This window comes from Solobacterium moorei, assembly GCF_036323475.1.
In the GTDB taxonomy this organism is placed as follows: domain Bacteria; phylum Bacillota_I; class Bacilli_A; order Erysipelotrichales; family Erysipelotrichaceae; genus Bulleidia; species Bulleidia moorei.
Genome location: NZ_AP028934.1, coordinates 705,498 through 719,367, shown reverse-complemented (window position 1 = coordinate 719,367; position 13,870 = coordinate 705,498). Strand labels below are relative to the sequence as shown.

Here is a 13,870-nt window from a genome sequence, read left to right as displayed (position 1 = left end):
GTTCTGTAGTTATAACCCTCTAATTTTCAGTGGTCAAAACTGTTGTCAAACTACCTAAAAAAGGGATTCCGATTATCTGTTCAAACCGGACAGTTCTTCGGAATCCCTTGATTTCAAGCCTTTTTATGTGCTTTTAGTCCTTCACCCTTGACATCAATACCACGCACTCCACATGTGTTGTCAATAGGATAGGAATACAAATTATTAACCTCGTCGCTTGAATGAGGATACAATTTGTTGTCAGTTTCCTCATTAACTTCCTTGGCATTTTTTCTTCTGCTCTTGAATAATCTTCCGTCCTGAGAATCTTTTTTTCCAGTCTTATATATGATAGTAATCATTGCAGGATCAATTTCACCTTCATCGTTAGTTCCCCCAATGATGATTTTATCTACTATACTTTCAAATACTGCCCTATCAAATTCCTCAAGATATTTATTGGACTCAAGTAATTTTTTAAACCCCTCGAGCCTTTTCTTCAACGCTTTTTCATCAGTGAGTGTTACTTCTAAAGTCCTTTTTTCTGCAAGTAATTTCTCTTTACTAATAGCTATTTCATTATACTTATCCTGATATATATCCATGCTGATTGACTCATTCAGCCTTAACTCAACAAGATCCTTTTCTTTCTTTAGTATCTTATCAAGTTGATTTGTTATCTTCTTCAGGTCTTTAGCTAAACTGTTGTCTTTCAATTCTTCTTCCACAGTTTTAAGGAATTCATTAGTAATTTCAACATTATTGTGGCATACCTGACGATAACTTTCCATGAATGCTTTTTCTATGGCTTCTTCTTCAATCCCTTTACTATGCGGACAATACTTCTTTCCGTTTTTAGTAGCATTGACACACTGCCATATAACTTTTGTATACTCTGAACTCGAATGCCAATTTCTTCTTGAAAGATTATGACCACAAAATCCACATTCAAGCATACTGCTAAAAGCATATTTTCTTGAATACTTTTCTCTCTTACCGCCATTATTAGCAACGGTATTTCTGTTTTTTGACCTTCTTAATCTAATACCTTGAGCTTTTTCAAAATCTTCTTCCGAAATGATTGGCTCGTGATGGTTCTCTATATAAAACTTATCCTGTTCTCCGAAATTATCCAATCTTCTCTTTGAAATAGGATCAACCGTATAGGTCTTTCCCATCATAAGATCCCCTTTATATTTCTCATTTTTTATGATTCCTAAAACTGTTGTTTCCGTCCATCTTTTATTTCCTCTTGGCGATAAATATCCTTGTTCTTCAAGTTCTCTGGAGATTACCATACCGCCAACACCTTCAATATATCTTCTGAAAATATATCTTACAATCTCAGCTTCTTTTTCATTGATAGAAATGCTTTTAGTTTCCGGATCATAGTCATAGCCTAAACACCCTTGAAAGCCTACCATTTCTCCTCTTTCCATCTTCATTCTCAAACCTTTTTTGACATTGGCTGAAATGTTCTCTACTTCCTGTTGCGCAACTGAACTTAAAATTGTTAAAAGCAACTCTCCGTCCATTGTTAAGGTGTTTATGTTTTCCTCTTCAAAAAAGACCGCAACATTAAACTCTTTCAACTTTCTTACATACTTTAAGGTGTCTAATGTATTTCTTGCAAATCTTGATATAGACTTTGTAATTATCATATCTATATCGCCGTTCATACAGTCATTTATTAATCTTTGAAAGTCAATTCTTCGATCAACCTGTGTTCCTGTTATCGCCTCGTCAGCATATATTCCGGCAAGAGTCCACTCTTTATTTTTCTGTATAAATTCTGTGTAATGTTCTACCTGAGAATTATAGCTATTAATCTGATCTTCAGTATCCGTACTAACTCTGCAATAAGCTGCCACTCTCTTTATTGAGCGTTGAACACACCCTGATGCAGTTCTTTTCAGTGTGGTATCACCTTTAATAACTTTAACATCCTTTTTCACTGCACTGCCTCCTTTTTGTATCTTTCTATGCAGTTCTATTATACCACACTTGCAAAACATTATAAATATAATTCTGTAGAGATATTATACTTTTTCATCAGCTTTAGTTTTATCTTTTTATATTCAATATCACTGAGCAAGTGCTTAGAAAGTAACATAGACAGCATAGATAATTGGAGGCTATATCTTAATAGTTCATTATTCATTCTAAATCCTCCTCATATAATTTTATCTAAAGTTTTATGACATTAACGGGTGCTTAGGATAAGCAACATTGGAATCTCACCACCGCCCCTGTTAAGATGAGCCGGCTTTCACTAAAGAAGTATCATTATCATTACTTAGGTCATCGCTCGCAAAGTTATCCTCGTTCTTTGCTTTAAGAAAATTTATTTATCGCTCGTTTCCTTCTATCCTTGTCTTTGACAGTATTCATTTAAACCGAATTTCTTCAGCAGGAAAGTCATGGCGTAAATTCCTTACGCTCACTAAGTAATTAAAAGTCCCGTCATGGTCTATTCAGTTTTCAAGGAACAATAGCCTAACGGCTTTAAGAGAGATTCTCTTCAACTTTATTGTTTTCATCACTTCCTTAAATAAAATATAAGGACAGATCTCCCTTCAATTTATAAAGGAAAATCTGCCCCCATCTACAAGGCGTTTACTTTATGAATTCTTTCAAAAGCACCTTTAACTTTTTAAGAATATTGTTTTTTCGCCATTGTATAGCTTGATAGCTCACTTTCTTACTTCTTGCTACACTCGATAATGTTTCATCATTAAAATACAAACGCTCTATGATGTCTCTTTCTTCATCATTCAGCCTTGACACAGCCTTTCTGACTGTTTCAATTAAAATCTGTGTTTCAATTATTTTTTCTACATCCACACTTTCATCAGCAAGGTTATCTACAAAATTCCCGTCATGATCCAATGATGAAAAAAAGAGCAAGTGGTTTTTCTTGTCCACCTGCTCTAAATACTTTTCGTGTTCTTTTTCTCGCCAGTAGACTTTATAAATATCTTCACTGACTTTTACCTTTTGCCCTCTGACATAAAGGTAATATTCTTTTACCATAAAGTTTCCTCCATTTCTTTTTTGTCTTTTTGTTTTCAAACAAAAAAGGAGGACTCCTGCATCTTGGCATAAGAAGTCCTCTGAAATGAAAGAAATCCGTTCTTTCTTTTACTATATTTAATTGTTTAGACGAGAATATGTAAAGACAGACAACTACAAGAATTATAGAAGAAAGGAGTATTTTTATTCCATTTCAATTCTACAAGGAAACTTATACACTTGTTCATCTCCCTTTCCCTCCGTTCATTATAGATAAATATAAGCATCATAAGCACTCCATAAATAAGTGGATAAAGACCAATAACTATCATTGTTATTACTGCCGGAATAGATACCTGAAAGAATAAATCTATCGGTCTTTTGCTATTAATTGTTCTTTCATATTTAACTATTTCTCCTAATACGAATACATTTCAGTCAAATCAGATTTTTCAATCATATTTCTATATAACTGTGATTCATTATAAATTTCATCATGTGTACCATTTGACACAACTTTGCCCTCATCAAGCAAAATTATCTGGTTTACATTTTGAATAGATTTTAATCTATGTGAAATAATGACAACCGTTTTATTCTTTATAAGTTTATTTAATCCTTCTTGAATTTTTGCTTCATTTTCTACATCCAATGAAGCTGCAATTTCGTCAAGAAGAATAATTGGTGCATCTTTCAAAATGGCTCTTGCAATTGAAATTCTCTGTCTTTCACCTCCTGATAATTTTGCCCCATTTTCTCCCACAATTGTTTGTATGCCCTCAGGAAGCCTGTCTATAATTTCTTGACAACCGGCAATTCGAGCAACTTCTCTCACTTCATCGTCCGTTGCATTCGTATTTCCTATGCGTATATTTTCCATAATAGAAGTGTTAAACAGTACAACATCTTGAAATACAACTGAAATTTTTTTAAATAAGCACTCAGTATCTACTGTTTTAATATCATGACCCCCAATTAAAATCCGACCGCTATCATAATCGTAAAGTCTTGACATCAATTTTAATAATGTTGATTTTCCACAACCTGATGGTCCAATAAGTGCAGTAATTTGGTTCTGTTTTGCTGTAAAAGTAACATTATTGATAACTTTCTTATTTTTCCCTGAATATGAGAAATCCACATTTTGAAAACTAATATCATAATTATCAAAATCTACATTATTTCCAATTTGGACTTTAGTATTTCTTAACTCTTTAATTCTATTAATTCTTGCATCAAGATAAAAAATTTCTCCAAGATACATATAAATACCTTCTAAACCTTCAGAGATTTTAGTTGCTGCAATAATATATCCAACTAAATATAACAAAGGCACCTCATTACTTATAAACATATGGAGTCCAACAACACTTGTAATACCTATAGATAACTTTGTGATCCATCCAGCCAAGCTTACTGGGACAGCTTGAACAATTTCTGCTCTCATTTGAATTTTTTCGGATTCGTCAAGCTTTTTAGAAATGTTTTCTATCGTATTTTCCTTTAATCCATAACTTTTTATTTCTTGACTCATTTCAATAGATGATTGAAACTCTTCTGAAATTCCTCTTAATTTTTCATAATGATTTCCTCGCACATTTATTTGACTTTTTTTTGATAAATATAAAATCCCGACTGAAAGTAACAATGGAAGCAGCACACAAATCCCAAGTTTAAAATCTCCGATTAACATCATCATGCCTATAACAACAAAAAAGTAAATATACCCAATGGTATGACCGATTGCATGAGCTAAAGCATGTTCAATTGCAGCAACATCTACCACAACAGTCTGTGATAAATCAGAAATATCATGTTTTGAAAAATAATCTAATGGCAACTTCTTTAAAATGTCTGCTATTTCAATCCTTAAATTTGCAGCTTCTTTATAAGTTTCGTTATATGTGGTTTTATAATTTATATTCGTTACTACATAAACAAGTACTGTGATTATCCCGATTCCTAAAACAAAGGTTTCAATTCTATTTCCCTTACTTTCCAAGATGGATTGAACAAAAAACATCATTAACATCATCGGAAGCATATAGATAGTATAATAGGCAAATGAAGACCAAACTGATTTTTCAAGTCCTCTTGCTCCTGCATCAGTTAATTGAAATTTCTTTTGTAAATATTTTCTCATTACATTACCCTCCAATCATTCGCTTTTGCATATAAACTTTGAAGCTTTCTATATCTTCCATTTAAGTCCATTAATTTAGCATCATTGCCTCGTTCAGTAACTTTACCATTCTCAATGAATAATATTTCATCAACATTTCTGATTGAAGATAATCTATGAGCAATCATTATAGTCGTCTTACCCTTCATTAAATTTGAAAATGCTTGTTGAAGCTCATATTCATTTTCCGGATCTGCTGCTGCTAAAGCTTCATCAAGAATAATAATCTTGGTTTTTTTCAAAATAGCCCTTGCAATTGCAATCCTTTGTACTTCACCACCTGATAAATGAACGCCCTTTGAGCCTATAATAGTATTCTCCCTTGCAGGAAATTTTTTCAAAATGTTTTCACACTTTGCCAAATGCAAAGCATTCATAATTTCTTCTCTTGTGGCATTTTGATTACCTACTTTGACATTTTCATAGATAGAGGTTTTAAATAATTTTGAATTTTGAAATACAAATGAAATATTTTGAAGCAATGTTTCTTCACTGTATTCTCGTATATCACAACCACCAATTTTTATAGTGCCACTGTCTAAAGAATAGAAACCTGATATCAATTTTGCGATAGTAGATTTACCAGATCCAGATGGTCCAACTAAAGCGAAAGTTTTCCCTCCATCCAACTTTAAACTCAAATTTTCTATAATATATTTTTCATCGTATTTGAAGAAAACTTTATCAAACTCAATATCGTAATGTTTAAATTCTTTTTTCTCCCCATGTTCTAATTTCTCCTTTCTCATTCCATCTATCAAATTTTCTAAACGATCTATAACCTGTCCGGCGTTAAAGTTATTTTGCGAAGCAAACATAACTTTCATAAATGATGAAAATATAACTCCAGAAAAACAAGTAAAGAAGATTACTTTCGCAAGAATCATACTTGCCTGTTCCCCTTTTGTAATAAAATAAATACTGCAAGGAATGCATATCAAATAGTACACATTAAACAATGTTTGAAACGACACATATGGTCTCCTGCAACTTAAGGAATATTCATAAGTGTATTTTGAGTATTGGAGAATTGCATCCAATAAACTTTTATAGGAACGAACGGTTATCCCAAAAATCTTCAATACTTGCATACCTCTAACATATTCAATTATCTCTGAACTCATTTTCTCCAGAGAATTAGAATATGCCATCATAAATTCTTCTCCACCATGCATTGATTTGTATTGAAAAATGCCTACTACAATTGTTATAGCCAATAAAATACCAAGTCTATAATCAACAGCAAAGGTCAAAATAAACATCAAAATTGGCAACATTCCCGCAACAACATTATCAGGAATCAAATGTGCCACTGTAGAATGTGTTTCTCCAGCGTTATCGTCAATAATTTTTCTTACTTTTCCTGAAGGGTTCGTATCAAAGAAAGCAAAAGAAGCATTGATTAGATTTTTTAGCCCAGTTTTTCTGAGATTTGTTTCCAATCTAAAGCCAAGCATATGAGATACCATCAATGCCAAAAAGTAAATAACTCCATACGATACCATGTAAATTACGACCAATTCACTATCTTTTAGAGCCATATTATAATTTTTAGTAACTAATAATTCGCAAAACAAATCCCATAAATACCAGTAAGACGCCATTAAACATATTGATGAAATAGCAGCTAATAACATCGAACCGTATGCAAATATTTTCCTTTCAGGAACATATTTAAATAATTTTTTGTATAATTTAAACATTTTTCTTCTCCAAATCTTATATTCTCAGCAAATCTTTCCATCCAGCATAGAAGAATTTTTTAACGTGTTGAATGTAAATATTAGCTTCATTTAAATTCATATTTTGGGAAAGAGGTACTAAAATTCCCTTTATATATGAACAAACTTATATATGAACAAGTTCATACAAAATAAATTCATCTACATCACTTTTATTGTTAGTTCTAATAAATTGTATGGTTGCATCTGTAATTATTTTAGAAATTTCATCAAAATAGAACTCATATTTTGTTCCACCTGATAAATTTAAAATCATTAAAAATTCTTACTTGTATTCATATATAAATCCAATAAATCTATCTTCATTCTCCCAATTTTTAAAGACACAATTTATTTGTTCCTCTTTGGATAATTTTTTGTAATCTCTATGTTCTTTATCAAGGAATTCTTTAAGTCTATTTGCGGGTTTTTCAACTAGGCTATTAAATAAATCTTCTTTAGTACTAAATCTCTTGTATAACGCTCCAGTAGTTATGCCTACATTTTTACAAATTACATTTAAAGAAGTTTTTTCAAACCCATTCCGTTTAAATTCTTTTTTTGCATTTTCCAATAATCTAGGAGTAATGCTAATATCTTGGTTCGCCATAAAATTCCCCCTTGTACATTGATAATAGTACTATCAATTATGTTATTTTTTTTGCAAGAGGCATCTTAGTACCTCTTGCAAAAGCAAAATCAAAATAAACAATCAAAGTTGCTGATTTATTTTGTCCATTATTTTAAAAAAGAAGCTAAAGCTTAATTCATCGTTTGATCTACATATATACCTGATTCCAAAGTTCTTGAAGTCTCTCCTGTATGCTCATATCATTTATATTTCCAATGCATTTTACTTTGCCACATTCAAGAAACAGAATATAATCACAGCATCTTGAAACAAGCTCCGAATCATGTGTAATTACAAATTGTGTTCGTCCCGCCGCCTTCATACATTTTATAGCATCTGCCACTTCAATCACATGAATATAATCAAGCCCACTAGTCGGTTCATCATATAAAAGAAATCTTTTATCAGATGCAAGTGCACTAGCCATTGCAACCCGTTGTTTTTGTCCTCCAGACAAAGACATGGGATGAGAGTTTTTAAACTCTTCTAAACCTAACTCTTTCAGAATTATATTTGTTCTTTTCTCCTGCTCTTCATGAGATAATCCTAACCTCTCCATAGATAATCTGACTTCTTCAAATACACTTTCGGTAAAAAGCTGCTGATTTACATCCTGCATAACAATATAAGTACTTTCGATTCGATTTTTTCTTTTAAAACTTTCTCCATTTAGAAAGATATCCCCTTTCGACCTTTTTCCCAAACCACAGAAAGCATGTCCGAAAGTAGATTTACCTGCTCCATTGTTTCCAACAATGCCGATAATAGACTTTTCCGGAAGATTTATATAAGGAATAGAAAGAGCCGGTTTATTTTCTCCTTTGTAAGTATAACTAAAATCAACAAACTCTATTTTTCCAGCATTATCCGTTGCTCTATTCTCTTTTTGAAATTCAGGCTTACTTCTAAGCCCCATAATTTTTAATTGTTCTTTACTGATTTTCTTAAATTGTTCTATTGTATAATCATTTATAATTCGTCCGTTTTTCATATATATCACACGATCAGCTAAATCCATTAGCCATTCCAAACGATGTTCAGCAATTATCACCGTTTTTCTATCCTGCTTCCATTTTTTAATAATCTTTCGCAGCTGTGCGATAGTATGCGTGTCTAAATTGGAAGTAGGCTCGTCCATAACGACTATTGGAGGATTAGGTGCTATAGCGGAAGCACAAGCAACCCTCTGTTTTTCTCCGCCAGATAGAGAAAACAGGCTTTTCCCTAACAATGCAGTAATATCAAGAGCTTCAACAATATTTTCAAAACGTTCAAAAATAAGTTGTTTCTCCATTCCAAGATTTTCACATGTGAATACTACTTCTGTATCTGTTTTAACTGTATAAAACTGAGATTTTGGATTCTGAAATACTGATCCTACATAATACGCTAGCTGATACAGTTCACATTCAGCTACATTGTTTCCGCAAACAAAAACTTCACCTGACATTTCCCCTTCATAAAAATGCGGAACTAGACCATTTATCATTCTTGTAAGAGTTGTTTTTCCACAACCAGATTCACCACAAAGCAAGACAACTTGACCTTCCGGAATATTTAAGCTCACATCTCGCATACCATTATCTCTCTGCCCATTCTTATATACAAAACTTGCATTTTCAAATTTAATCATAAAGCCCCCTTTTGCTTGAACATAAGAATAAAATAAATGATATAAAAAATAATTAAACTGCCGAAAACAAGATAGTCTCTCCACATAAACCCAATATTACTTACATTAGTTCTTTCATTAGGTGCTGCAAGTCCCCTTGTAAGTGCAGAAGCAGCCAAATCATTACCAATAGATACAATGCTTGTTAAAAATGGAACCATCCTAAACTCTAACATCATAAGAGGGTTGCGAAAAGAACCTATCCCTCGCAATTTCATAGCATCTCGCACATTTACATATTCTTCTCTAATGGTAGGAAAAAACCGAAATGTTACCGAAATAGGAATTGTAAGTTTTTTCGTAACATGCATTCTATCCATAGCTGCAATAAACTCGCCTACAGATGTTGTTGAAAAAATAAAATATGCCATCATATAACCAGGAATAATTTCTACCGAAAATGCAATTATTCCCGTAAACAAGAGGTTAAACCAAGTTGGTAAATGCGGTGCAAGAAGATCTGGAACAAATAGTGCAAAAAGATACAAAGCAAAAAAATAAACTACAGCTCGCACCTTCTTTAAAACAATCAAAAAAACAAACGGCAAAAGTGAAAGTATCGTGTGAAAAACTTTTAAATATCCAACAGGAGAACCACTGAGCAAAGTAGTTGATACAAGCAAACACATCAATATCTTTGTTCGTGGATCAAGATATAGTTTATCCGACGTTGCATTTTTCTGATATAGTTCAGAAATCATTACACCAACCCGCTTCTTTCAAAATGTTTCCTCAAAACCTTACGACCAATCATCCCGCCAAGAAATCCGCCCACAAAGCAAGAAACAATCAAAAGAGGGAATAACCACCAGTTACTATGAAACCATCCATAAATAGAATACATAAATGTTTCTCCATAGCTAGCTGCCTTATTCTTTAACCATTCCTGACTCGCTGTGAGCCAATGTACATAATTTCCCGCAATACATATACTTGATACTGCATATGCAAGAACACACCCCATGCTCTTTTGGTATTTGGAAGCTTTCAAAATAAGTTCTCCAACAATTCCTGTTATGATTGCCCAAATCAATAGATCATATCCCATTCCTGTTAAAATCATGGCTATTCCAATTACAGTCTGCAAAATTATTAGCATTCCAAATTTTTTTATTTTTGTAAAATAAAGCATCATCGGAATACCTCCTATAAATGGGACAACAAAAGCGAGAAGTAAAAAGCCAATTGGAATCAACCCCAAAGTGCATGCGACTGCAATAATAATAACCAGATAAATCGCTGAAAAAATCCCCGCATTGATTAAATCTTTACCATTTAATTTGTTTGTATTCGAACCTTTCTTATCTGTCATGTAATACATCCTCCTTAATTTTTTTATATTTACGCTTGATACTCAGGAAATATCACTTAGCATTTTATCCAATACATATTATTAATTTATAAACTCATTTTGCTTGATTTTCCTTGTGGTTCAGCATATAATATATTCAAAAGGTTAGACATGACTAACCAATATATTTTAGTATAATATTCAAAGTTATTCTTTGCAATATCTCTAAATTTTGTTTGGACATTATACTAAAAGTTCTGGACATTTTATAAAAGGAGCGTCGCAAATGTATGCTGATAAACTTTATTCAGGTTTATTATCTCAACTAAATCTAATTCCCGATAAATCTGATATCAAACCTAGTGGCGGTTTTACCATGGTGCCAAAAGATAATACTGGCGAAGGATATCTATGGACATACCCTGTAAATGCATTTTGTTCTATAAATATTTACCATCTTTGTTTTTATAATGAAATGCATTACAGATATTATCACCCTAAAATGTTGGTAATTTCCCAAAGTTCATATTATGTTGCAAGAGCAATAAAAAATAATTGTAATCAAAAAAATCAACTTATTGGTTATTACCTTGACAATGGCGAGCATGAATATACAATTCCTGCCGGGATTTGGCATGACAGTGTTGGAGTTTCAATTTTTCCTGAATATTACGAAGAATACCTTCCAAAAATATTTCATCAAGATTTTTCTTCACTTTCAGAAATAGTCCCTCAAATTGGTACAGACCTATTTATACCAAAAATCTCAACAATACTTGATGATATTGCCACATACACACCAACATCAGAAATCTCGGAACTATTCTATGAGGCTAAAATATTAGAAATAATCACCGCACTTTTATCTTGGAAAAGCAATGCTGTTCACAAAGTTATAGACAAAGAAGATTCAAAAGCACTTCATCGTCTTGGTCACTATTTAGAACAAAACTTTTCCAATCCAACGAACATTCAAATGTATGCACGCATGTGTAATATGAGCAAATCTAAACTGTCTGAACTATTTCACTCAATATATGGATGTACAATTGTAGAATTTATTAAGAACTGCCGTATAGATAAAGCAAAAAGATTATTATTAGAAAATGAGTTATCTATTCAACAAATTGCTACAACCGTAGGGTATTCTCATCAAAGCAGTTTTACTTATATTTTCAAACAACATGTAGGATGCACGCCACGTGAATATAGAAAAGATAATTCTAATTTCCACAGCTTTAGTTCTACAATTTCAACTTCTAAAAAGTATTTATGATATTAACAGTTCTGTAACCTCAATCATTATCTGTATTTTGGCAATCTTTATATAGAATAGACCATAATTGTTTGTTATAATACAGCTATAAATTCAAAACTTGCTTAACGCTTAATCTACAAATCATTCTTTTGTAGCAAGCACAGTAAGTGTACGGACACTTACGAAAAAATTGATGAAGCAGCCCTCTGGGATCTGCTTCTTTTTTTATCAATTTTTAACTTGTTAGGGTGTACCCTAAGACCCCGAAATACATTCAAAGGAGGATTTACCTATGGCAAATAGAATACGAAATGAAAGACTTGAAATTAAATTAACCGAAGAAGAAAAGGCTCTTTTTGAGGAGAAAAGAAAACTTGCTAAATGCAGAAATATGAGCCATTTCATTCGCAAGTGCGTTTTAGAAAAGGAAATATATCAAGTGGATTTAGAGCCATTTAGAGATTTACAGGGCTTACTTTCCAACGCTACAAGCAACATCAATCAGATTGCAAAGCGTGTAAATTCCACCGGCATAATCTATAAGGACGATATAAACGATATGAAAAAGCAGATTGAATATTTCTCAAAAGAGTTGTGGCAAATACATTCCCTGCTTCTTAACAGAACTTCCGGAGGTGATTAAAACTTATGGCTATTACAAAAATACATCCTATAAAATCAACCCTTAATCTTGCCATTTCATATATTATTAATGGAGAAAAAACAGATGAGCAAATCTTAGTAAGCACTCATAAATGTCATCAGGAAACTGCTCATACCCAGTTTTTAAGAACAAGAAATGATGCCGGCACAAACGGAACTGTTCTTGCAAGACACCTTATTCAATCCTTTTTACCCGGAGAAGCAAGTCCTGAAATGGCACATCAAATCGGTCTTGAACTGTGTAAAAAGATATTAAAGGATGAGTACGAATATGTCCTATCTACCCACATAGATAAAGGGCATATCCACAATCATATCATATTCAATAATGTAAATATGGTAACAGGCAAGTGCTATCAGTCTAACAAAAGAAGTTACCACCAGATCAGGTATCAAAGCGATAAGCTATGCAAAGAAAACAACCTATCTGTGATTGACGAGTTCTACGAGAGCTATAAGAAAAAGTACAAAACAAATGGTAAGTCATGGTATGAAAATGAGCAATCTAAGAAAGGTACTTCTTGGAAAAGCAGGCTTCAATTTGACATTGATCGTTTAATAAAACATTCTAATGATTGGGAAGAATTTCTAAAGAAAATGGCGGAACTTGGTTATGAAATAAAACATGGCAAACACATTGCCTTTAAGCCAAAAGATAAGCAGAGATTTACAAGAGCTAAGACGATTGGTGAAGATTATACAGAAGAAAGATTAAAAGAGCGTCTTACAGAAAATCAATCTATTAAAGCTCCGCCTGTCAAAAAACGAATCGGAAATGTTATCAATATGAATACTAATGCCAAAGTGAAAGAGAGCAGAGGCTATGAATATTGGGCAACCAAACATAACCTTAATACAATGGCTGAGTCTGTTATTTATATCAGAGAACATGGCATTAAATCCGTTAAACAGCTTGACGAGTATATTCAAAAAGCAGCCGATGAAAGGCAAAATATACAAGAGAAAATCAAGGCTATTGATAAGGAAATGCAGAAGCTTTCTACCACTATGGAGCAAGTTCATACCGTTAAAAAATACAGAGCGTGCTACAAGGAATATACTGCTAATCCGTCTGACAAGGCATTTTTTGAAGAGTACAAAGCTCAGATTACCCTATATGAAAATGCTCTCTCAGAGCTTAAAAAATCTTATTCCAAGCTCCCAAATTCAAAGGATATTTTAGCTGAGCTTGATAAATTACAAGAAAAAAAGAATACCCTTATGCAAGAGTATTCTTCCTCAAAATCCACTATGGACGAGCTTTATCAAATACGAAAGAACTATGGAATTTATATGGATAAGGAGATGGAGAGATAATCTTTATCTCCTATTTTTCTATTATGAAATCAGGAATAATCTAGTCCTGATCATAGAGAAAAAACTTCAGAAGAAGAATATGATATAGAGGTCAGGGACACTAGAATGTTTCTGGCCTTTCTCGTACAGGCATGTATGGGAATT

At 32.7% G+C, this 13,870-nt stretch carries 11 protein-coding genes; 3 read left to right on the top strand and 8 right to left on the bottom strand.

Annotated elements, in window-relative coordinates; translation table 11 throughout:
• Positions 1 to 113: 113 nt before the first annotated feature.
• The 8 genes from RGT18_RS03420 to RGT18_RS03385 form a co-directional block, all read right to left on the bottom strand.
• Complete coding sequence (locus tag RGT18_RS03420; RefSeq protein ID WP_338175205.1) at positions 114 to 1,934, bottom strand: recombinase family protein; 1,821 nt, start codon at positions 1,932 to 1,934, stop codon at positions 114 to 116.
• A 661-nt stretch (positions 1,935 to 2,595) separates the two neighbouring features.
• Complete coding sequence (locus tag RGT18_RS03415; protein ID WP_028078482.1) at positions 2,596 to 3,012, bottom strand: sigma factor-like helix-turn-helix DNA-binding protein; 417 nt, start codon at positions 3,010 to 3,012, stop codon at positions 2,596 to 2,598.
• A 397-nt stretch (positions 3,013 to 3,409) separates the two neighbouring features.
• On the bottom strand, positions 3,410 to 5,134 hold the full coding sequence (locus RGT18_RS03410; protein ID WP_028078483.1) for an ABC transporter ATP-binding protein: 1,725 nt from the start codon (positions 5,132 to 5,134) through the stop codon (positions 3,410 to 3,412).
• Positions 5,134 to 6,876 (bottom strand): ABC transporter ATP-binding protein, encoded by a 1,743-nt coding sequence (locus RGT18_RS03405; protein ID WP_028078484.1) that lies wholly within the window; start codon positions 6,874 to 6,876, stop codon positions 5,134 to 5,136. Before RGT18_RS03405 ends, RGT18_RS03410 begins: the two co-directional genes overlap by 1 nt.
• Positions 6,877 to 7,180: 304 nt before the next feature.
• On the bottom strand, positions 7,181 to 7,504 hold the full coding sequence (locus RGT18_RS03400; protein ID WP_028078485.1) for a TetR/AcrR family transcriptional regulator: 324 nt from the start codon (positions 7,502 to 7,504) through the stop codon (positions 7,181 to 7,183).
• A gap of 169 nt (positions 7,505 to 7,673) precedes the next feature.
• A complete protein-coding gene (locus RGT18_RS03395; RefSeq protein WP_028078486.1) occupies positions 7,674 to 9,158 on the bottom strand; it encodes an ABC transporter ATP-binding protein in 1,485 nt (494 codons plus the stop codon).
• Positions 9,155 to 9,898, bottom strand: a complete 744-nt coding sequence (locus RGT18_RS03390) for an energy-coupling factor transporter transmembrane component T (protein ID WP_028078487.1) — start codon at positions 9,896 to 9,898, stop codon at positions 9,155 to 9,157. The genes RGT18_RS03395 and RGT18_RS03390 overlap by 4 nt, the downstream gene beginning before the upstream one ends.
• Positions 9,898 to 10,509 (bottom strand): MptD family putative ECF transporter S component, encoded by a 612-nt coding sequence (locus RGT18_RS03385; protein ID WP_028078488.1) that lies wholly within the window; start codon positions 10,507 to 10,509, stop codon positions 9,898 to 9,900. The genes RGT18_RS03390 and RGT18_RS03385 overlap by 1 nt, the downstream gene beginning before the upstream one ends.
• Positions 10,510 to 10,774: 265 nt before the next feature.
• Between RGT18_RS03385 and RGT18_RS03380 the strand changes: the two genes are divergently transcribed.
• The 3 genes from RGT18_RS03380 to RGT18_RS03370 all read left to right on the top strand — a co-directional run bounded on the left by RGT18_RS03380 (position 10,775) and on the right by RGT18_RS03370 (position 13,726).
• Positions 10,775 to 11,764: a helix-turn-helix domain-containing protein gene (locus RGT18_RS03380; RefSeq protein ID WP_028078489.1), complete on the top strand. Its 990-nt coding sequence runs from the start codon at positions 10,775 to 10,777 to the stop codon at positions 11,762 to 11,764.
• Between the two features lie 274 nt (positions 11,765 to 12,038).
• Positions 12,039 to 12,389: a plasmid mobilization protein gene (locus RGT18_RS03375; protein ID WP_028078490.1), complete on the top strand. Its 351-nt coding sequence runs from the start codon at positions 12,039 to 12,041 to the stop codon at positions 12,387 to 12,389.
• A 5-nt stretch (positions 12,390 to 12,394) separates the two neighbouring features.
• Entirely contained in the window at positions 12,395 to 13,726 is a 1,332-nt protein-coding gene (locus tag RGT18_RS03370; RefSeq protein ID WP_338175198.1) for a relaxase/mobilization nuclease domain-containing protein, read from the top strand.
• Positions 13,727 to 13,870 lie beyond the last annotated feature (144 nt).